General features: G+C 68.3%; 15 protein-coding genes. 5 read left to right on the top strand and 10 right to left on the bottom strand.

The window, feature by feature from the left end; all coding sequences use genetic code 11:
• Positions 1 to 580 precede the first annotated feature (580 nt).
• Complete coding sequence (locus ABDJ40_RS03385; RefSeq protein ID WP_347606075.1) at positions 581 to 3,916, top strand: TonB-dependent receptor; 3,336 nt, start codon at positions 581 to 583, stop codon at positions 3,914 to 3,916.
• A 90-nt stretch (positions 3,917 to 4,006) separates the two neighbouring features.
• Here the strand turns inward: ABDJ40_RS03385 and ABDJ40_RS03390 are convergent, their stop codons facing one another.
• The 3 genes from ABDJ40_RS03390 to ABDJ40_RS03400 are packed head-to-tail and all read right to left on the bottom strand — an operon-like array spanning position 4,007 to position 8,708.
• Positions 4,007 to 4,765, bottom strand: a complete 759-nt coding sequence (locus tag ABDJ40_RS03390) for a substrate-binding periplasmic protein (RefSeq protein WP_347606078.1) — start codon at positions 4,763 to 4,765, stop codon at positions 4,007 to 4,009.
• A complete protein-coding gene (gene ylqF / locus ABDJ40_RS03395; RefSeq protein ID WP_347606081.1) occupies positions 4,762 to 5,730 on the bottom strand; it encodes a ribosome biogenesis GTPase YlqF in 969 nt (322 codons plus the stop codon). Before ylqF ends, ABDJ40_RS03390 begins: the two co-directional genes overlap by 4 nt.
• Positions 5,731 to 5,774: 44 nt before the next feature.
• Complete coding sequence (locus ABDJ40_RS03400) at positions 5,775 to 8,708, bottom strand: ATP-binding protein (protein WP_347606084.1); 2,934 nt, start codon at positions 8,706 to 8,708, stop codon at positions 5,775 to 5,777.
• 445 nt (positions 8,709 to 9,153) lie between these two features.
• Between ABDJ40_RS03400 and ABDJ40_RS03405 the strand changes: the two genes are divergently transcribed.
• Positions 9,154 to 10,986 carry a M4 family metallopeptidase gene (locus ABDJ40_RS03405; RefSeq protein ID WP_347606087.1) on the top strand — a complete coding sequence of 611 codons (1,833 nt, stop codon included), beginning with the start codon at positions 9,154 to 9,156 and terminating at the stop codon, positions 10,984 to 10,986.
• 173 nt (positions 10,987 to 11,159) lie between these two features.
• Here the strand turns inward: ABDJ40_RS03405 and ABDJ40_RS03410 are convergent, their stop codons facing one another.
• The 5 genes from ABDJ40_RS03410 to ABDJ40_RS03430 form a co-directional block, all read right to left on the bottom strand.
• Positions 11,160 to 11,495, bottom strand: coding sequence for a TonB family protein (locus ABDJ40_RS03410; RefSeq protein ID WP_347606090.1), 336 nt, complete (start codon positions 11,493 to 11,495; stop codon positions 11,160 to 11,162).
• A 44-nt stretch (positions 11,496 to 11,539) separates the two neighbouring features.
• Complete coding sequence (locus tag ABDJ40_RS03415) at positions 11,540 to 13,084, bottom strand: methyl-accepting chemotaxis protein (RefSeq protein WP_269631828.1); 1,545 nt, start codon at positions 13,082 to 13,084, stop codon at positions 11,540 to 11,542.
• Positions 13,085 to 13,388: 304 nt separating this feature from the next.
• Positions 13,389 to 14,693 carry a c-type cytochrome gene (locus tag ABDJ40_RS03420; RefSeq protein WP_347606093.1) on the bottom strand — a complete coding sequence of 435 codons (1,305 nt, stop codon included), beginning with the start codon at positions 14,691 to 14,693 and terminating at the stop codon, positions 13,389 to 13,391.
• On the bottom strand, positions 14,690 to 15,409 hold the full coding sequence (locus ABDJ40_RS03425) for a c-type cytochrome (RefSeq protein ID WP_347606096.1): 720 nt from the start codon (positions 15,407 to 15,409) through the stop codon (positions 14,690 to 14,692). The genes ABDJ40_RS03420 and ABDJ40_RS03425 overlap by 4 nt, the downstream gene beginning before the upstream one ends.
• Positions 15,409 to 16,107 (bottom strand): YggS family pyridoxal phosphate-dependent enzyme, encoded by a 699-nt coding sequence (locus tag ABDJ40_RS03430; protein ID WP_347606099.1) that lies wholly within the window; start codon positions 16,105 to 16,107, stop codon positions 15,409 to 15,411. Before ABDJ40_RS03430 ends, ABDJ40_RS03425 begins: the two co-directional genes overlap by 1 nt.
• Before the next feature lie 26 nt (positions 16,108 to 16,133).
• Here ABDJ40_RS03430 and ABDJ40_RS03435 point away from each other — a divergent pair, with 26 nt between their 5' ends.
• The 3 genes from ABDJ40_RS03435 to ABDJ40_RS03445 all read left to right on the top strand — a co-directional run bounded on the left by ABDJ40_RS03435 (position 16,134) and on the right by ABDJ40_RS03445 (position 19,416).
• Entirely contained in the window at positions 16,134 to 17,177 is a 1,044-nt protein-coding gene (locus tag ABDJ40_RS03435; protein ID WP_183103698.1) for a type IV pilus twitching motility protein PilT, read from the top strand.
• 182 nt (positions 17,178 to 17,359) lie between these two features.
• Positions 17,360 to 18,496 carry a PilT/PilU family type 4a pilus ATPase gene (locus tag ABDJ40_RS03440; protein WP_269631824.1) on the top strand — a complete coding sequence of 379 codons (1,137 nt, stop codon included), beginning with the start codon at positions 17,360 to 17,362 and terminating at the stop codon, positions 18,494 to 18,496.
• 11 nt (positions 18,497 to 18,507) lie between these two features.
• Positions 18,508 to 19,416, top strand: coding sequence for an NAD(P)-dependent oxidoreductase (locus ABDJ40_RS03445; RefSeq protein ID WP_347606103.1), 909 nt, complete (start codon positions 18,508 to 18,510; stop codon positions 19,414 to 19,416).
• Positions 19,417 to 19,588: 172 nt separating this feature from the next.
• Here ABDJ40_RS03445 and ABDJ40_RS03450 read toward each other — a convergent pair whose 3' ends face one another.
• Positions 19,589 to 20,257: a BON domain-containing protein gene (locus ABDJ40_RS03450; RefSeq protein WP_347606106.1), complete on the bottom strand. Its 669-nt coding sequence runs from the start codon at positions 20,255 to 20,257 to the stop codon at positions 19,589 to 19,591.
• 58 nt (positions 20,258 to 20,315) lie between these two features.
• Positions 20,316 to 20,900: an SIS domain-containing protein gene (locus ABDJ40_RS03455; RefSeq protein ID WP_347606109.1), complete on the bottom strand. Its 585-nt coding sequence runs from the start codon at positions 20,898 to 20,900 to the stop codon at positions 20,316 to 20,318.
• Position 20,901: the final 1 nt, after the last annotated feature.

Genomic DNA, 20,901 nt, shown 5'->3' on the forward strand with positions numbered 1-20,901 from the left:
GGCCCCGGGGAAATGGCGTGGAAGCCTGCAGATGGGGTCGCCCGGCGACTCTGCAAGCCCGCACCCCGGGCCGGCGCGAAGGCGTGTCAGCGTCGCGTGGGCCGGCGGCGGCCGGGACGTCCTGCGATATGTGCGGCGTCGTCGCCACACTTTGTGACAGCTGCGGGCTTTTGGGGGCTTCCACTAGGGGGGTGATCCGGGCCTGCTGCCAGAATTCGGCCCAGGCGCCTTTGCGCGAGCCTGTCCTTGCCTGCCTGTCATCTGTCTTGCACATGAGTTCGGCACACTGGCGGGCGGCACGGGGCGAGGCCGGGCGCCTGTGCGCCTGACCGGGTGGCGAGCGGGCCGCGGCTGCTGCGGGCCGCAGGCCTGACCCGCCGGACCCGTTGTTGTCGGAGTGGCTCCTGCATGCGGTTTTTTGTGCTGAGTCCTGTGAGCGAAAACGTTTGGCTTCCTGAGAAATCGAGAAGTAAAACGTTTGCGCTTGATTTGATTTCTGTTGTGTGCACTTGACTCGCCGGTCGGCATGGGCTTGGGCGGGTCTCCGGATTTTTTCATTCTTCCTTGAGGAGTTGTCGGCATGAACGACTTGCATTGGTCTCGCTTTTCCCGCACGGCGCTGAGCGTCGCGGTGGCCATCGTGGCTGCCGCCCCGGCGCTGGCGCAGAACACCACGGCTGCCGTGGGTGGGCGCGTGATGTCGCCCGATGGCAAGCCGGTCGCGGGCGCGACCGTGCTCATCGTGCACACCGAGTCGGGCTCGACCAACACCATGGTCACGGATGCCGAGGGCCGCTACTCGGCCCGCGGCCTGCGCGCCGGCGGTCCCTACGTCATCACCGTGACCAAGGGCAGCGACAGCAACCAGCGCCAGGGCGTCTTCCTGGCCCTGGCTGAGACCACTGCGATCGACCTCACCGTCGGCCCGGCCCAGAACCAGCTGGCGCAGGTCACGATCTCGGGCTCCAGCACCAAGATCAACTCGGCCACCATGGGCTCCGGCACCAACCTGACCGGTGCTGATCTGGCCCAGCAGTTCTCCATGCAGCGCAATCTGCAGGACTACGCCCGCCTGGATCCCCGCATCGCGCAGACCAACAAGGAAAACGGCGAGATCTCTGCCGCAGGCCAGAACAACCGCTTCAACTCCATCACGGTGGACGGCGTGTCCATCAGCGACACCTTCGGCCTGGAAGCCAACAACCTGCCGACGATGAAGCAGCCGGTGTCGATGGATGCCATCGACTCGGTGCAGATCAACCTGTCCAACTACGATGTCACGCAGAAGGGCTACACGGGCGCGAACGTCAATGCGGTGACCAAGTCGGGCACCAACACCTTCAAGGGCACGGCCACCTACGCCTACCGCGATCAGGACTTGGCCGGTCGCCGCTGGAACCGTCCGCCCACCGACACCTTCACCCGCCTGACCCCGTTCAAGGAAAGGCTGTACGGCTTCACCCTGGGTGGCCCCATCATCAAGGACAAGCTGTTCTTCTTCACCGCCTATGAAGAGCAGCACAACTCCATCTCCTCGCCCGCCTACGGCCCGGCCGGCTCGACGAATGCGACCGCGGTGAATATCACCCAGGCCCAGATCACTGAAGCCCAGAAGATCATGAAGGACGTCTACAAGGTGGACGCCGGCAGCCTGGACAACGTCAGCGGCCTGGAACTGAGCGTCAAGGACGTGCTGGTCAAGCTGGACTGGAACATCAACGACAAGCACCGCGCCAACGTTCGCTACACCAAGACCGAGCAGAACGAGCCGACCCTGCCGGGCTTCAGCACGAACCAGCTGGCGCTGAGCTCCTACTGGTACCGCGAGCGCAAGACCATCGAGACCGTGATGGCCCAGCTGTTCAGCGACTGGACGGAGGACTTCTCCACCGAGCTGAAGGTCTCGAACCGCGACTACGAGAAGGCCACGCTGAGCGACACCAACCTGCCGCAGATCAACCTGGTCTGGACCAATGGCAGCAGCCGCACGCTGAATCTGGGCACCGAGCGCAGCCGTCACCTCAACAATCTGAAGACCAAGACGCTGGACGCCTACTTCGCCGGCAACCTGTTCGTGGGCGACCATGAAATCAAGGGCGGTGCCGACCTGTCGCGCAATGAGATGTTCAACGTCTTCCTGCAGGACGCCCGCGGCAACTACACCTTCTCCGGCAACGGCGCCCCCGGCTCTGCCACCGACCCGCTGACGCTGCTGCGCAATGGCACGCCGACGTCCTACTCGGTGCAGCTGCCCTTCGCCGGCAAGTCGATCGACGACTCGATCGCCAACTGGACCCTGACCAACATCGGCTTCTTCCTCCAGGACACCTGGAAGATCAACAAGAAGCTGAACATCACGGCCGGTGTCCGCGTCGATCAAGTCAAGACGGACGACCGCCCGGTGGCCAATGCCGCCGCCGCGCTGCCCGTGATCCCCGGCAATGCTGCGACCAATGTGCGCCAGTCCGGCGGCTTCGGCCTGGACAACACCGCCAACGTGGATGGCCAGAAGCTGGTGCAGCCCCGCCTGGGCTTCAACTACCAGCTGGACACCGTGGACCAGCGCAAGTCGCAGATCCGTGGTGGCGTGGGTCTGTTCCAGGGCGCGGCAGCCAATGTGTGGCTGACCAACCCGTACCAGAACGTCGGCGCCACGGCGATCTACAACTGCGGCACCGGCACCACGCCGTGCCCGGCCGGCCTGCGCTTCAACCCGGACGGCTCCAGCCAGCCTTCGCTGACGGGCTCGCCCCAGGCCAACGTCGACTTCGTCGAGAAGGGCCTGTCGCAACCCTCCGTGTGGAAGCTGAACCTGGCCTGGGACGGCCAGCTGCCCTGGTACGGTCTGGAAGCCGGCGTGGAATGGCTGCACACCAAGGTCAAGCAGGGCCTGTACTACCAGCACCTGAATCTGGGTACCGTGACTGCTTACGCACCGGACGGCCGCGAGATGTACTGGAACGCCGCCGGTCGCAGCGAAGCCTGCTGGACGGCCGGTACGGAGTCGGTGAACTCGTCCTGCGGTTCGCGCTTCAAGGCGCTGGCCAACGCCAACTACAGCAACGTGCTGCTGGCGTCCTCGACCAACAAGGGCGACGGCGACACCCTGACCCTGCAGCTTTCGCAACGCGTGAACAGCAACCTGCGCTGGTCCGTGGCCTACACGCGCACCGCCGCGACGGAAGTCAGCCCGCTGGCCTCCTCGGTCTCGAGCTCGAGCTGGAACAACCGTGCCAACTTCAATCCCAATGAAAACGTGGCGGCCAACTCGCAGTACCTGATCCGTGATCGCATCAGCGCTGCCGTGAACTTCAGCAAGGCCTTTGTCGACAACTACAAGACCACGCTGGGCGTGTTCTATGAAGGTCGTGCCGGCAAGCCCTACAGCTGGGTCTACCGCAATGACATGAACGGCGACGGTCGCTCGCGCAATGACCTGATGTACATCCCGAAGGGCCCGGGCTCGGGCGAGGTGGCGTTCCGCCTGCCGGGCCAGACCGTGGCGGCCTCCGGCGCTGCGGCTGAAGCGGCCTTCTGGGACGTGGTCAACGGCGACAAGTCCCTGCGCAATGCCAAGGGTGGCGTGGTCGGTCGCAACGCTGCCTTCGCGCCCTGGGTCAACAACTTCGACCTGCGCCTGTCGCAGGAAGTGCGCGGCATCACCGCTGGTGGCAAGGGCGTGATCACCCTGGACATCATGAACGTCGGCAACCTGCTGAACCGTCGCTGGGGCCAGGTGTCCGAGGCTGCATTCCCGTCCACCCGCAGCTTCGTGAACTTCGCCGGCATCACGCCTGACGGCAAGATGGTGTATGCCGTCGCCACGCCGGATCCGCTGGTCACGCCGACCGATGCCGCCGGCCGTACCCGCCTGGCGCAGTGGGGCATGAACCTGACCGCCCGCTACGAGTTCTGATCCTGTGGGCCGGCAGCCGCCGGCCCATGCTCAGCGCATCGGCAAGGCCGCAGCTCGCAAGGGCTGCGGCCTTTTTCCATGGCCGCGCCCTCAGGGCTGGGGCGCCCTGGGCAGGCCCAGCGTACGGATCGCCGCATCGATGGCCTGCATCGTGGCGTCCGGGGTCTTCTTGCTGCACATCATGTGGCGCTGCAGACCCGCCGGCAGGTCCGGGAAGTTCAGCGCCCCGAGCTTCTTGCTGACCTCGCCGTGGCGGGTCAGCCAGAGGTAGTCCTCGCGGTCCATGAACATGTAGTCGGCACGGCCGGCACCCAGCATGCGGGTGAGCTGCACGGGCGTCACGGTGGCGCGCAGCGGCGGGGGCGTCTGCTGGCGGATGAGGGCATCGAGCTCGCCGCCATAGGAGATGCCGTCGACCACCGCCATGTGCAGCGTGGGGTCCGCCAGCAGGCTGGCCAGGCTGCGATGGGCGCGCACCGCGGCCGCGGAGCGCGGGCCGACCAGCACCACATGCGGCAGGTCCTGGGACATGGGCAGGCTGAAGCGCGCGTAGGCCTCGCGCTCCGGCAGCTTGTACCAGCCGGGAGAGCACAGGGGGCGGTCATTGGCCTGCAGTTCCAGCTGGATGCGCTTGAGCGGGGCCTCCTCCATCTGCACGGCGATGCCGGCGGTCGACAGCACCGAACGCGACTGCTCGATCAGCAAGCCCTTGGGCTGGCGGTCCTCGGTGTATGAGTAGGGCGGCTTGTCGCGGTAGAGCAGGGTCAGCGGGCGATCGTCCTGCGCCAGGGTCGGACGCGCGAGCAGCAGCAGTCCGGCGAGGGCGAGGGGGCGACGGGCGAGCTTCATGCGTCCTCTTCTTCGACCGCGTCCCAGCTGTCCCGGCTGGATCGGCCCTTGCGCGCGGCCTTCTTCTCCTGGGCCAGGCGTTCGCGCTCGGCATCGGCGATGGCGGCGGTGGCGGCCCAGGACTTGAACTCCTCGGGCGTTTCCAGGGTGATGCGACCCAGCACGCCCTGGCGGAACTCGTACATGAGGATCTCGGCGGCTTTCTGCATGTTGACGCGGCCACCGCCCAGCACGGCGCCGCGCTTGCGGCCGATGGCCTCCAGCAGCTCGTCGTCCTTGAGGGACTCGATGGAGCCTTCGAGCCGGTAGCGCGCCTGCAGCAGCGGCGCGTAGTTCAGGCGCAGGTAGTCCAGCAGCTCCAGCGCCACCTCCTCCTCGTCCAGCGCATTGCGCCCGACGGCGCCGCTCGCGGCAAGGTTGTAGCCGCTCTCCGGAATGCTGATGCGCGGCCACAGCATGCCGGGGGTGTCGAAGAGGTAGGCGTCCTGGTCCAGCGTGATCCGCTGCTCGACCTTGGTGATGCCGGGTTCGTCCCCCGTCTTGGCGGACTTCTTGCCCACCAGCGTGTTGATCAGCGTGGACTTGCCCACATTGGGAATGCCGCAGATCAGGATGCGCAGGGGCTTGCTCATGCCGCCGCGCAGCGGTGCCAGCTCGCGGCAGGCGGCGACGAGGGCCTTGGCCGGCGCCTTGTTGCCGGCGTCCAGCGGCAGGGCGCGGATGCCGGGCAGGGCGTTGTAGTGGTCCAGCCAGAGCTGGGTGCGGGCGGGATCGGCGAGGTCCTGCTTGTTCAGCAGTTTGAGGCTGGGCTTGCCATCGGTCAGCGAGGCCAGCAAGGGGTTGGCGCTGGAGCCGGGCAGGCGCGCGTCGATGAGCTCAATGACGACATCGATGCCCTGCTTCATGCGCTCCTTGATGGCCTTGCGCGTGGCGTGCATGTGGCCCGGAAACCATTGGATGGCCATGCTGAGGTGTCTTTCCTGTGTCGCGGTACGGGGGGGTCTGGCCGCTATTGTCCCGTAGCCGGGAGAGGGGGCGGGAGTCCTTCGCTCGCGTATGCCGGAGCGAATGCCGTGGCCCCGACGTGCAGCGGCGCTTCCCCCTCGGTGGGGCGCAGCGGCGCCTGGCGGGGCAGGTCCAGGATGAAGCAGGTGCCCTGGCCCGGGCTGCTCTGCACGCGCAGCCGACCGCCGAAGAGCTGCTCGACGATGTTGTAGCTGATGGACAGGCCCAGTCCCGTGCCCCCACGGCCGAGCTTGGTGGTGAAGAAGGGCTCGAAGACCCGGTGCAGCAGCTCGGGGGCGATGCCCTGGCCGTCGTCGGCGAATTCCAGCGCCAGCCAGCCAGAGTCGGTGCTGCGCGCGCGGATCGTCATCACACCTTCGCGGGAGCTGTCCTCGAAGGCATGGAGCAGGGCATTGTTGATGAAGTTGCTGAGCACCTGGCCCAGGGGGCCGGGGTAGGCGTCGATCTCCAGCCCGGGCGGGATGTCGATCTCCACGCGATGGCCCGCCTTGCGCACCACGCCCATCATCGTGGCGACGACGTCCGTGACGGTGAGGGCCAGGTCGAACACGCGCCGCTGCTCGCTGGTGCGGTCCACGGCCACCTGCTTGAAGCTGGCCACGAGACCGGCCGCCGTCTGCAGGCCGCGGTGGATCAGCTGCGCCGCCTGCCGTGCGTCGTCGAGGTAGCGAACCAGGCTGCTGCGGCGCAGGGCGTTGGCGCTCATGGCGGCCTCGATCTCGTCGGTCTTGTTCTGCAGCGTGCCCGCCATCAGCAGGGAATTGCCGATGGGCGTGTTGAGCTCATGGGCCACGCCCGCCACCAGGGCGCCCAGCGCCGCCAGCTTCTCCTGGGCGGCCAGCTGCTTCTGCGCGTCACCGAGGTCGCTGTAGGCTCGGGCGTTGTCCAGAGCGATGGCGGTGTAGGCGCTGAGCGTGCGGAACACCAGTCGCTCCATCTCGCCGTAGGCATTCTGCAGCGGCGACTGGATGGTCATCACGCCCAGCACGCGGTCCCCCACGGTCAGCGGCGCGAAGAGCGCGCTGAGGGTGCGCATGGTGCCGGGCACCTGGCTGGGGTCGGACCCGTCCGGAGCCAGGGCCACCAGCAGCTCGCGGCGCTCGCGCAGCGCGCGAGCCGCGTTGCTCTCCTCGGCATCGAGCCTGATGCGGTGGGGCGGCAGGTGCTGGCCGTGCTCCACGTCGAAGACCGAGCTCATGGTGAGCCCGTCGGCGTCGATCAGGTAGACGGCGATGCTGCGCGCATCCAGCAGGGCATGGACATGGCGCTCTAGCACCGCGAACACCGAGGGCGCGTCCAGCTTGGTGGTGATCTCCTGGCCGATGGCCCCCAGGCGCGCCAGCGTGCCGCTGGTCTGCTGAGCCATCTCCGCCCGCTGAGCCTCTGCATGGGCCAGGGCGCGGTGGTGGGCGGACTCTGCCCGCTCGCTTTCCGTCATGTAGCGCAGCTGCATGGCGAGCATGCGCCCGGTGACGTCCTGGCCATGCATGCGCTCGCGCAGCGCGCCGGCCCGCACGGCCGCCTGGTAGGCCGCCTCGAAACGGCCCAGGTCGGCATTGGTCTGGGCCTGCAGGTCCAGCAGCTCGATCGGCGGAGCGTAGTGCTGGATGCCGGAGGCGGCGGCCAGGGCCTGGTCCAGGTGCCCGGCGGCCTGCACCAGCTGCCCGGCATCCGGCTGCTGGCGGTGGCGCTCCCGCGCGATCTGGGCCAGGACCATGTGGGCCATGACCTGGAGGTCGCCGACCTGCGCGTGGCGCGCGTCGTCCAGGCCGGACTGGGCGACCTGCTGGGCTTCGTCCAGCCGGCTCAGGCGCATCAGGGCCAGGGCGCGGCTGCGGCGCAGGTCCATGGCCAGGTCCCGGGACTCGGCGCGGGACTCCAGCGCATCCAGGCGCTCCAGCGCTTCGGTGTACTGCTGCTGGTCGAGCGCGAGTTCGGCCCGGTAGCGCAGTGAGATCGCGTAATAGCGGGAGGCCTGCAGCGGCCGCAGGGTCTGCTCGGCTTCGTCCAGTCGCTGCCGGGCCAGGTCCAGCCGGCCCAGGTGACGCAGCGCCTCGCCCACCTGGCTCTGGCAACTGCCGACGGCGCTGGGCCAGCCCGTGGGCAGGGCCAGGTCCAGTCCGCGCTGCACCCACTCCAGGGCGGCGTCATGGTCATTGAGGCTGGTGAAGGCGTTGCCGATATTGCCGGCCGCGATGATGGCCAGGTGCAGTTGCCCGCTGGACAGGGCCAGCTGGTGGCAGCGCACATAGGCCTCGATGGCCTGGGCGTAGTCGCTGCGCCGAAAGGCGCGGGTCGCCCGCAACTGCTGCAGCGCCGCCTGCACATAGGCAGGACCGTCGGAGGCCTGCTGCAGCCGTGCGTCGATGTCTGGTTCGGGCTCCTGTCCGCGCAGGACCTGCAGGCGTGCCAGCACGGCGCGGTAGTAGGTTTCGCGCGCCTGATCGCCGGCCTGCCGCGCCCACTCGGCGGCTCGGCGCAGGCACTGGTCGCGTTCGGCGAAGTTGCCCGTGCCGGTGGCGATGCCGGCCTGCACGCCCTGCAGGTCCGCCGCCAGAACGAGGCTGGGTGCGTCCTGCTCCGGCAAGCTTGCCAGCAGCGCCGAGGCTTCCGGAAGGCGGGCCTGCAGGCGCAGCAGGTCGGCCTGGGTCAGTCGGGCAAGCCAGTGCTCCTGCAGGCTCAGGGCTTTCCCGCTCCTCTCGCTTTCCCGCGTGGCGATGGCAAGACAGTCCTGGGCCTGGTGGCTGTCTCGCTCCCGCAACTGCCAGGCCAGGTGGATGCAAGAAGACGTTTCAGTGGGCAGCAGATGCAAGACGCCCTGGGCATACCAGGGCTGCAAGGCATCGTCTGTGTCGTACAGGGCGTCGAACTCACCGGGCATGACACGCGGGACCTGTGGGCTGCGAAAGACCTGCATCTTGCCTGAGTCCACCGCCCCCGCAAACGTATGCCGCAGGGGGTGGCTCCCCCTGCGCGGCGCAAGCCGGTGATCTTTGGCGAATCGTGCCCGGTCCGACCGCCTGTCGCCCGCTTGTGCGATTTGCGATTCGAAGGCGGCGCAGCAAGCGGGGGAAATATGGATGTCAGATTTGACAGGTAGCCCCGCTAATAGCGCTGGCTAGCATCCGCTCCCACCTGCTAGGCACGGCTGTTGGAGGTATGGCGGTCGCGTGGAGCAAGGGCGCCGACAAGGCGCCCGGATGCGAGCTATCCCTGGTCGATGGCGCGTATTCCGGACTTGTCGGCAAGGCTGGGCGCCCTCACCCAGGCGCTCACGTCGACGAGGACCGGTCCATGGCCCCACCAGGTCAGACTGGATACACCAGGGGAAAACCCCTGACAACAAGCAAAGAGAGAGCAAGATGAGCAAGCAAATGAAGACGGCGCTGAAGGGCGCTTTCGCCCTGGCCGCCGTCACCCTGGCTGTGCAAGCCATGGCCGCCGACCGTGAAGAGCTGAACCTGCAGGTCAGCAATGGTGGACAGAACGCGCTGCGTACGTCCAGCAACGGCCAGTCCAACGCCGCCGCCGCCCTGGGCCTGGCCGCCGACGAGCTGAAGTCCGTCGCCAGCAAGACCTACGCCAGCGGCCGCGTGGTGACCCGTCACCAGCAGATGTTCCAGGGCGTGCCCGTCTGGGGCGAAGCCATCGTTGAACACAACGACGGCGCCACCAGCAGCTTCTCTGGTGCCCGCATCCGCAACATCACCAACGACCTGGCTCACGGCCGCCCCACCCTGAACCAGAACGCCATCCTGGCCCAGCTGAAGGCCCAGGCCCGTGCCAACGGCCAGACCGAGAACGAGCAGGCCAAGCTGTACGTCAAGCTGGATGACAGCGGCAAGGCCCGCCTGGTCTACCACGTCAGCTTCCTGACCGGCCACGCTGTCGGCAAGCCTGAGCGTCCCAACTTCCTGGTCGACGCCAACACCGGTGAAGTCCTGCAGCAGTGGGAAGGCATCCACCACGCCAACGGCACCGGCCCTGGCGGCAACCAGAAGACCGGCCAGTACGAGTACGGCACCACCGCCGGCAAGGGCTACCTGGACGTCACGCAGAGCGGCTCCACCTGCTCGCTGAACAGCACGAACGTTGCCACCGTCAACCTGAACGGCGGCACCTCGGGCACGACTCCGCACAGCTTCACCTGCCCCCGCAACACGGTGAAGGCCATCAACGGCGCCTTCTCGCCGATGAACGACGCCCACTACTTCGGCAATGTCATCTTCAACATGTACACGCAATGGCTGGGTGTCCGCCCCATCAGCCAGAAGCTGCTGATGAAGGTGCACTACAGCTCCAGCTACGAGAACGCCTTCTGGGACGGCTCGGCCATGCACTTCGGTGACGGCGCCTCGACCTTCTACCCGCTGGTCTCCCTGGACGTCGCCTCGCACGAAGTCAGCCACGGCTTCACCGAGCAGAACTCGGGCCTGGTGTACTCCGGCATGTCCGGCGGCATGAACGAAGCCTTCTCCGACATGGCCGGCGAAGCCGCTGAGTACTACATGAAGGGCTCGAACGACTGGAAGGTCGGCTACGAGATCTTCAAGGGCACCGGCGCGCTGCGTTACATGGACGACCCCACCAAGGACGGCCGCTCCATCGACAACGCCAGCAAGTACACCAGCGGTCTGGACGTGCACTACAGCTCGGGCGTGTACAACAAGGCCTTCTACCTGCTGGCCACCAAGGCTGGCTGGAACACCCGCAAGGCCTTCGAAGTCTTCGCTGACGCCAACCGCCTGTACTGGACGGCCAACAGCACCTTCAACGCCGGCGCTTGCGGCGTGGAGAAGGCTGCCACCAGCCGCGGCTACACCACGGCTGACGTCACCGCGGCCTTCAGCGCTGTCGGCGTGAGCTGCTCGGGCACCGGTACCACCGCCACCCCGCTGACCAACAACGTCGCTGTGACCGGCATCAGCCTGTCCACCGGCGCGTCCAAGCTGTACAGCATCGTGGTTCCGGCCGGCAAGGCCAGCCTGACCATCAAGCTGTCCGGCGGCACGGGTGACGGCGACATCTACGCTCGCATGACCACGGCGCCCACCACGACTTCCTACACCAAGAAGTCCGATGGCAGCACCAACACCGAGACCATCACCTTCACCTCGCCGGCTGCCGGTACCTACTACATCCTGGTCAACGCTTACTCCACCGTGAGCAGCACCAGCCTGAAGGCCACGTACTGATCGGTCACGATCCCTACGCGGAATGAAAACGCCGGGCAGCCGCCCGGCGTTTTTTCTTGGCCCGCGAGACCAGCGAAGGCAAGACCTGACCCCGGCGCCGACGCCAGCCAGCCGCCCATGAAAAAGGCCCTCGATCGCTCGAGGGCCTTCGTACTTGCAGCGCCTGGGAGGGCTCAGTCGTCGTTCTTGAAGACCAGCTTCACTTCGTGCGTCTGCTTCTCGCCGCCGGCCTCGAAGCGCCAGTCCATCAGGGCCGTGGTCACGGCGCGGTCGAAGACACGGCGCGGCTCGGCTTCGATGATGTCCACGCCGGACACCTTGCCATCGGCCTCGATGCTCAGCTTGGCCTTGACGGTGCCGGCGCTGATGCCCTTCTGGGCGGCTTCACGCGGGAACTCCGGTGCAACCTTCTTGATCAGCTTGGGCGAGGCCTGGGCGCCGATGGCGAGCAGCAGGGCGGCGACGGCCGGCAGGAACTTGGCGCTGAGGGACAGGGTGTTCTTCTTCATGTGAGTCTCTGGAGTGCTACTACGGGAAAAGGGGACAGGCGGGTTCAGGCGCGGAAGAATCCGACCGCGCTGAGCAGGCGGCTGGAGCTGTCGCGCAGGGCTTCGGTGGAGCGGCTGAGTTCCTCGACCAGGGTGGAGTTCTGCTGCGTGGCGCGGTCCAGCTCGTTCATGGCGCCGTTCACCACGCCCACGCCGCTGGCCTGCTCCTGGGCCGAATGCGAGATCTCCTCGATCAGCTGGCCCATGTTGTTGACTTCGTCGACCACGCTGCGGATGGTCGCGCCGGCGTTGTTGACCAGGGCCGTGCCGTTTTCCACCTTGACGGAGGATTCCTGGATGAGCACCTTGATCTCCTTGGCGGCCTGCGCGCTGCGCGAGGCCAGGGCGCGGACCTCCGAAGCCACGACGGCAAAGCCCTTGCCGTGGTCGCCCGCACGCGCGGCCTCCACCGCCGCGTTCAGGGCGAGGATGTTGGTCTGGAAGGCGATGCCGTCGATCACGCCGATGATGTCGCCGATCTTGCGCGAGCTGGTGCTGATCTCTTCCATGGTGGACACCACCTGGGCCACCACCTGGCCGCCGGCCGAGGCCGACTGGCGGGCCTTGCCGGCGATGCCGGCGGCCTTGCGCGTCAGTTCGCTGGCGCCGGTGAGGTTGGCGGCGATCTGCTCGACAGAGGCCGCCGTGTTCTGCAGGCTGGCCGCCGAACGCGCGGTGCGGTCCGAGAGGTTGCCATTGCTGTTGGCGATGGCGCTGGAGTTCTGCGCCACCTCGCCGGCGGCATCGGACACGCTGCTCACCACGCCGGACAGCGCTTCCTGCATGTCCTGCATGGCCTGCAGCATCTGGCCCAGCTCATCGCGGCCGCTGGCCTGGATGCGGTAGGACAGGTCGCCCGAGCTGATGGCCTGCGCGGCGTCCTTGGCCTGGCGCGCCGGCACGATGATGGAGCGCGAGATGGCCACGCCACCGCCGCCGCCCACCAGCACCGCCACCACGACCAGGCCCAGGGTGATGGCCACCGAGCGGCTGGCCAGCGCGGAGCCGGACTCCGCCAGCGAGCGGGCGCTCTCGAACTTGGCCTCGACCAGGCTCTTCAGGCCTTCCTGGTAGGCCTGCTGGGCCGGGCGCACGTCGGTGATCAGGCTTTCGCGGGCCTCGTCGGGGCTGCCGTCGGCCTGCACTTTGAGGAACTTGCTCACGGAGGCCAGGAAGCGCGCCTGGCGTTCCTTGACCTGGGCGACGATGTCGCGCTCCTTGTCGTCGTCGACCTGGGCCTGCAGCTCGCCGAGGTGCGTCTCCAGGTTCTGCATGGCGCCGTCGATGGCCGCCTTCTGCTTCTTGATCTGGCGGGCCTCGTCCAGCAGCAGCAGGTCGCGCGAGGCGCGGGCGATGATGTTGACGTCACTCTCCAGCGCATTGGCGGCGGCGATCTTGACCAGGCTGGAGTTGGCCGTGCGGTCCAGGTCCTTGGCGAGGTGGTTGGCATTGGCCGCACCGTAGGCGCCAATGGCCATGAGCAGCAGGATCAGCAGCGCGTAGCTCACGGCCAGACGCTGGCCGATGCGCAGATGGGACAGGAATTGCATCAGGTGACCTCAGAAACGTCGATTCGGACCGGGCTGCGCATGCAAGGCGCCAGACATCTCGGCGCCAGAAGCGGTCCCGGCGCGGGCAGGCGCCCGGCCTGGGAACCCGCCTGGCATGGCAGCGAACCCGGTCGCCGCTTCCGGACCCCTGCTCGACGGAGGGGCCGGAAAAACGGCAGCGCGAAGTGTCAGCGCTGGGTCAGTTCTTGGATCATCGCAAGCGGGCGCGGACGTGAACGAATCCGCGCCAAACCGCTGCAATACCACTTCGCCCCTCGGCGCTTCCGGCCGACCGGGCCGATGCCTAGGGGTTTGTGCCCATGTCGTTGGTCAGGGCCTGGACCTGCTGGGCACTGAGGGCCCCCGCCTGCTGGCCCCAGCTGTTGCGCACATGGTTCAGCAGCGCGGCGAGCTGCTCGGCATTGAAGCTGCCGGCAAAGGGCGGCATGCCGAAGGGGTGCGGGTGCTCGGGCGTTGCCGGAGCGAAGCCGCCCTGCTGCACCAGGCGCAGCAGGTTGACGGGCGAGTCCTGCATCACCAGGCGGCTGCCCTTCAGCGGCGGATAGACGCCCGGCCGCCCCTGGCCCTGCTCGCCGTGGCAGGACTGACAGTGGGCCTTGTACAGCTCGGCCCCCAGCAGGCCTTGCGCCGCGGGCGCGGGGGAGGGCTCCGGCATGCGCCGGGCCACCGGCTCGGCAGGCAGGGCCTTCAGGTAGCGGGCCATGGCGGCAAGGTCGTCCGCGCTCAGGTGACGGGTGCTGCCCATGACCACCTCGGCCATGGGCCCCTGCGCGATGCCCTGCGCCGCGACACCGCTGCGCAGCCAGGCCTCGATCTCGCCCGGGGACCAGGCCTGCACGCCGGCCTCATCCGCGCGGTGCAGGGACGGCGCATACCAGCCCAGGCCGCGCAGCAGGCCGCCGTCGAAGCGGTCCAGGGACTGAGGCGCGCCCAGTGCATTGCGGCTGCCGTGGCAGGCGTTGCAGTGGGCCAGGCCCTGGCTGAGATAGGCCCCGCGGTTCCAGGCAGCGTCCTGGCTGGCGTCGGGGGTGAAGGTGGCCGGGCGAAAGAAGAGGGCCCGCCATACGGCCAGCGCCGGCTGCGTGCCATAGGGCCATCGAAGGGCCGACGGGCGGGACGGTGCCGTCACCGGGGCCTGTGCCTGGAAATGGCTCAGCAGGGCATCGCTGTCGGCGCGCGTGAGGAGGGTGTAGCTGGTGTAGGGGAAGGCCGGGCTCAGCAGGCGACCGTCACGGCCGCGGCCTTCGTGCAGGGCGCGCCAGAAGTCATCCGGCGACCAGCGGCCCAGGCCCGTCTCGGCGTCGGGCGTGAGGTTGCTGCTGTAGACCGTGCCGAAGGGCGTGGGGACGGCGCGCCCGCCGGCCAGCGGCGCGCCGCCCGGGGCGGTATGGCAAGCGGCGCAGTTGCCCACGCGGGCGAGATAGGCGCCGCGGGCCTGCTGTTCTGCGAGGGGCAGGGCCTGCATGGACGCAGTCGGCGCGGGCAGCGGCGCCGGCCGGTTGGCCTGCCATACCCAGAAGGCAAGACCTGACCCCAGCAGTGCCAGTCCCCCCAGCAGCCGGAGGACCCAGGGCAGGCGGCGCGTCAAGGCAGGCCTCCGCACTGCAGGGGCAGCTTCTCGTCCGAGGCGGGGGCGGGCTTGGCGCCGGTGGGCACGGCCTGCGCGGACAGCCAGTCGGCCACGGCGCGGATGTCTTCCGGATCGAGCCGGCGGGCGATGTCCGCCATGCAGTCGGGCGTTCGTGAGCGGCGCTCGCCCTGGCGCCAGGCGGCGAGCTGGGCCAGGAGGTAGTCCCGTGGAAGGCCCAGCAGGCCGGGCACGCCGGGCTGGCGGCCCAGCAGGGCCTCGCCGTGGCATTGCTGGCAGGCCGGCAGCTTGCGCTGCGCATGGCCTTGGCGGACGAGCGTCTGGGCCCGCAGCTGGTCCGCCGGGGCCATGGCTGGCGGCTGGGGCGGCGGGTAGGGCAGGTCAAGGCTGGCGAAATGGGTGGCGATGGCCTGCAGGTAGTCGTCGCTGAGCGGCGCCAGCAGGGTGTTCATGGGGCCGTACTGCCGCCGGCCTTCGCGAAAGCTCAGCAGCTGCTGGTAGAGGTAGCCGGCCGGCTTGCCCGCCAGCCGCGGGTAGTAGCCGTCACGCCCTGCACGACCCTGGGGGCCGTGGCAGCCGGTGCAGGCCAGCAGGCGCTGGGCCATGCTGTCCTCGAACGGAGGCGGAGTCTGTGCCTGGGCGGCGGAGGCCAGCAGGGCCAGCGCCGCCAGCGCCGGGCGCCATCGCGCCGTCCAGGGGCGTGCCGTGGTCCGCATCAGATCGGGGCCGGCCGCGAGCCGAAGATGGCCGAGCCCACGCGCACCAGGGTCGCGCCCTCCAGCACGGCGGCTTCCAGGTCGGCGCTCATGCCCATGCTGAGGGTGTCCATGTCCAGGCCCTGGCCCTGCAGCCGGCGCAGCAGCTCGGCCAGCTGCCGATGGGGCCGGCGCTGGGCCTCGAGGTCGCCGGCGGGCTCCGGGATGGCCATCAGGCCACGCAGCCGCAGGCGCGGCAGCTGGGCGATCTGCGCGGCCAGGGCGGGCACCTCCTCGGGCCTCAGGCCGCTCTTGCTGGCCTCGCCGCTGATGTTGACCTGCAGGCAGACCTGCAGCGGCGCCAGGCCCTCGGGGCGCTGCTCCGAGAGGCGCTGAGCGATCTTGAGCCGGTCCACCGTGTGCACCCAGTCGAAGGACTCGGCCACCACGCGGGTCTTGTTGCTCTGCAGGGGACCGATCAGGTGCCACTCGATGCCAGCACGCAGGTCCGCCAGCGCGGCGATCTTGTCCAGGGCCTCCTGCACGTAGTTCTCGCCGAAGGCCCGCTCGCCGGCCGCATGGGCCTCGCGCACGGCGGCCGCGTCAAAGGTCTTGCTGACCACCAGCAGGCGGACGGCCGACGGGGGCCTTGCCCCATCCGTGCAGGCTTTGGCAAGCCGGCGGTGCACTTCTTGAATGTTCTCTTTGATCGTCGCCATAATGGCCTACGCTTATCGCCCACACCATGGACATCACACAACTGCTGGCATTCTCGGTCAAGAACAAGGCCTCCGATCTTCACCTCTCTGCCGGGCTGCCGCCCATGATCCGTGTGCACGGAGACGTGCGACGCATCAACGTCGAGGCGCTGGAGCACCGCCAGGTGCACGACATGGTGTACGACATCATGAACGACGCCCAGCGCAAGAACTACGAAGAGACGCTGGAGTGCGACTTCTCCTTCGAGATCCAGGGCCTGGCCCGCTTCCGGGTCAATGCCTTCAACCAGAACCGCGGCGCCGGCGCCGTGTTCCGGACGATTCCCTCCAAGATCCTGACGCTGGAGCAGCTCAACGCGCCCAAGGTCTTCGCCGACCTGGCCCTGAAGCCGCGCGGCCTGGTGCTGGTGACCGGCCCCACGGGCTCGGGCAAGTCGACCACCCTGGCCGGCATGGTCAACCACCTCAACGAGAACGAGTACGGGCACATCCTGACCATCGAGGACCCGATCGAATTCGTGCACGAGTCCAAGAAGTGCCTGATCAACCAGCGCGAGGTCGGCCCGCACACCCTCAGCTTCGCCAACGCCCTGCGCTCCGCCCTTCGCGAGGATCCTGACGCCGTGCTGGTGGGCGAGTTGCGGGACCTCGAAACCATCCGCCTGGCCCTGACCGCGGCCGAGACGGGCCACCTGGTCTTCGGCACCCTGCACACCAGCTCCGCCGCCAAGACCATCGACCGTATCGTCGACGTCTTCCCCGCGGCCGAAAAGGAGATGGTCCGGGCCATGGTCTCGGAGTCCCTGGTGGCCGTGATCTCCCAGACCCTGTGCAAGCTCAAGGACGGCAGCGGCCGCGTGGCGGCGCACGAGATCATGCTGGGCACCTCAGCCGTGCGCAATCTGATCCGCGAGAACAAGGTGGCCCAGATGTACTCGGCCATCCAGACCGGCAACTCGCAGGGCATGCAGACCCTGGACCAGAACCTCGCCGACCTGGTGCGCCGCAACGTGATCTCGCCGGCCGAGGCCCGAGCCAAGGCCAAGTTCCCCGAGAACTTCCCCGGATGAGCATCCGGAGGCGGCCCCGGCCGGGCTGCCCTCGGCGAACCGCGAGCGGCGTCCTGCCGAGGCGGCCCTGGCCCAGTGGCCGGAGGCCGCGCGGCGAGACATTCCGTCACCCCTGAACCGCGCGTCCTGTTGCAAGATGCGCGCCGCTTTGGCCCCCGGAGGGCATGGAAGGACACCCCAGCATGGAACGCGATCAGGCCTCGAAATTCATCAACGACCTGCTGCGGCTGATGGTCTCCCGCAAGGGCTCCGACCTGTTCCTGACGGCGGATTTCCCGCCGGCCATCAAGGTGGACGGCAAGGTGACCAAGGTCTCGCCTCAGCCGCTCAGCGGCCAGCACACCCTGCAGCTGGCGCGCTCGATCATGAACGACAAGCAGGCGGCCGACTTCGAGAAGCACAAGGAGTGCAACTTCGCGATCTCGCCGCAGGGCATCGGCCGCTTCCGGGTCAACGCCTACCTGCAGCAAGGGCACGTGGCGCTGGTGCTGCGGACGATTCCGCAGAACCTGCCCAGCATCGAGTCCCTGGACCTGCCGCCCATCCTCAAGGACGTGGTGCTCACCAAGCGCGGCCTGGTGATCGTGGTGGGGGCCACTGGCTCGGGCAAGAGCACGACGCTCGCCGCGATGATCGACCATCGCAACGAGACGACCTACGGCCACATCATCACCATCGAGGACCCGGTGGAGTTCGTGCATCCGCACAAGAACTGCATCGTCAGCCAGCGCGAACTGGGCCTGGACACCGACAACTGGGACATCGCGCTGAAGAACACGCTGCGCCAGGCGCCCGACGTCATCCTCATGGGCGAAATCCGCGACCGCGAGACCATGGAGCATGCCGTGGCCTTCGCCGAGACGGGCCACCTGTGCATGGCCACCCTGCACGCCAACAGCGCCAACCAGGCCCTGGACCGCATCATCAACTTCTTCCCCGAGGAGCGGCGCGCCCAGCTGCTGATGGACCTCTCGCTCAATCTGCGATCCATCGTCTCGCAGCGGCTGCTGCCGCGCCGCGAGGGCAAGGGGCGCATCGCCGCCGTGGAGATTCTGCTCAACACCCCGCTGATCTCGGACATGATCTTCAAGGGCGAGGTGGGCGAGATCAAGGAAATCATGAAGCGCTCGCGCGAGCAGGGCATGCAGACCTTCGACCAGGCCCTGTTCGACCTCTACGAATTCGGCCGCATCAACTACGAAGACGCCCTGCGCAACGCCGATTCCGTCAACGACCTGCGCCTGCAGATCAAGCTCAACAGCGAGCGCGCCCGCAGCGGCGAGCTCAGCCAAGGCACCGAACACCTCACCATCCTCTGAGCACAGCAGCCATGGCCGACAGCATCAACACCACGCGCAGCTACGAACCGGCGGCGCCCCGCCGCGCCGCCTTCATCGGCCTGGGGGTGATGGGCCTGCCCATGGCGGGCCACCTGGCCCGAGCCGGCCATGCCGTGACCGTCTACAACCGCAGCGCGGCCAAGGCGCAGGCCTGGGTGGCCGAGTTCGGGGGGGCTTTGGCCGACACGCCGGCGCAGGCCGCGCGCGAGGCCGATGTGGTCTTCGTCTGCGTCGGCAACGACGACGACCTGCGCTCCGTGCTGCTGGGCGAGGCCGGCGCCTTCGCCGGCATGAAGCCGGGCGCCATCCTCGTGGACCACACCACGGCCTCTGCCGAGGTGGCGCGGGAGATGCATGCCGTGGCGCGCTCGCGCGGCCTTCATTTTGTCGATGCGCCCGTGTCCGGCGGCCAGGCCGGCGCCGTCAATGGCCAGCTGACGGTCATGTGCGGGGGTGACGCCGAGCCCTTCGAAGCCATGAAGCCCGTCGCCCTGGCTTTCTCGCGTGCCGTGACCCGCGTGGGCGAGCCGGGCGCCGGCCAGCTCGCCAAGATGGTCAACCAGATTTGCATCGCCGGCCTGGTCCAGGGCCTGGCCGAGGCCATCGCCTTTGGCGGCCGCGCGGGCCTGGACATGAAGCAGGTGCTCGAGGTGATCGGCAAGGGCGCGGCCCAGAGCTGGCAGTTGGACAACCGCGGCAAGACCATGGTCGACGACCAGTTCAACTTCGGCTTCGCCGTGGACTGGATGCGCAAGGATCTCGGCCTCGTCCTGGACGAAGCCCGCCGCAACGGCGCCAAGCTGCCCGTGACCGCCCTCGTGGACCAGTTCTACGCCGACGTGCAGGGCATGGGTGGCGGCCGCTGGGACACCTCCAGCCTGATCAAGCGCCTGCGCTGAGCAGCCCGGCGAGCAGCCGGCGCAAGGGCCTCTTCGCCACCCGATTCACAACCGGAAGCCCAAACGGAGAGCGCTCGGCGCAGCCGGCGCTCGCCCCGCACGAACGCCGCTGATCCGGCTTTGCCGGGCAGTCGGTGTGGCCCCCTGGGGGGCGCGCGAAGCGCGTAGGGGGTTACCTCGATTCGTTGGGCTTCGGTGGCTTGGGTGTCGTGCGGGCCAGTTCCTCTTCGGAAATGATCTCGTACATGCGCACCACCTTCTTCACGCCGGCAACGCCCCGGGCGATCTCGGTCGCGCGGTGGGCCTCGCGTTCGGTCACGCGGCCCAGCATGAAGACTTCGCCGCGTTCCACGACCACGTAGAAGGCGTTGGAAATCAGGTCGCGGGCGTCGACCAGGCTGGCCTTGATCTTGCCAGCGATGAGCACGTCGTTGGAGCGCGCGCTCAGCGAGCTGATGAAGCCCACCTGCAGCTCATTCGCCACGCGCCCGACGTTCTCCACTTCGGCAACGATGCGCTCGGCCTCGGCCTTGTCTTCCTCGTTGCGGGTCTCGCCGGTCAGCAGCACCACGCGGTTGTAGCTGTTGATGTTGATGTGGACGCGGTCGCCGAGCTTGTCCGCCAGGCGCTTGCCGGCCTTGAGCTCGATGCCCTGGTCCTCCAGCTGGGTGCCCGAGGTGCGGCGGTCGGTGGCCACCAGGGCCGTGCCGACCATGCCGCCCACCATCAGGGGCGCGCAGGCCGTCAGCAGGCCGCAGCCCAGCGCGACGACAAGGGGCAGCGCACGAAGGGCGCGATGGGCGCGATGGGCGCGCAGTAGGCGCGAAGGGTTTGCTTGCATGGTTCAGCCTCGGGGGTCAGGTCTTGATTCGATCAGCCGCGACCGGATCAGCAAAAAGTCATTCCTCGATGCCCAGCAGCTGGGCGTCGATGGCATCGCAAAGGCAGTGGCACAGCAGCCGGTAGCCCTCGGCGACGCGGGCGAAGCGGCTGTGGGGCAGGCGCAGCTGGACGTCGGTGTCCAGCAGGGCGGCGCGCAGCGCTTCGTCCTGGCTGCCGCTGAGCAGCACCACGCTCATGTCCTGGGCATGGGCCGCATCCAAGAGGGGCACCAGGCTCTGGCCGCTCCCGCTGGGGTTGTCGATCAGCAGCAGCAGGTCGCCGGGGTGGCCGAGGGTCTGGATCTGGCGCGCGAGGGCGGCAGCCTCATCCAGCGGGCCCGGACCCTGGTGCAGCAGCGCGTTGATGGCGAGGGCCGCCAGGCCGGGGCGATCCTGTTCGAAGCGGCCGGTCAGAAGCGCGGCCAGATAGCCGGCATCCTGCGCAGCCAGGCCGGCGCCGGCGCACAGCAGGCGGCCGCCACCGGTGATGCCGTCGACCAGCATCTGGGACGCGAGGGCCATGGGGCGCGAGAGCGGCTCGGCAACCTGGTAGAGCAGGTCGGCACTCTCGAAGAACTGTTGTTGGATGCGTTGTTCAAGCATT

Source organism: Roseateles flavus (assembly GCF_039872765.1).
Lineage (GTDB): Bacteria > Pseudomonadota > Gammaproteobacteria > Burkholderiales > Burkholderiaceae_C > Roseateles_B > Roseateles_B flavus.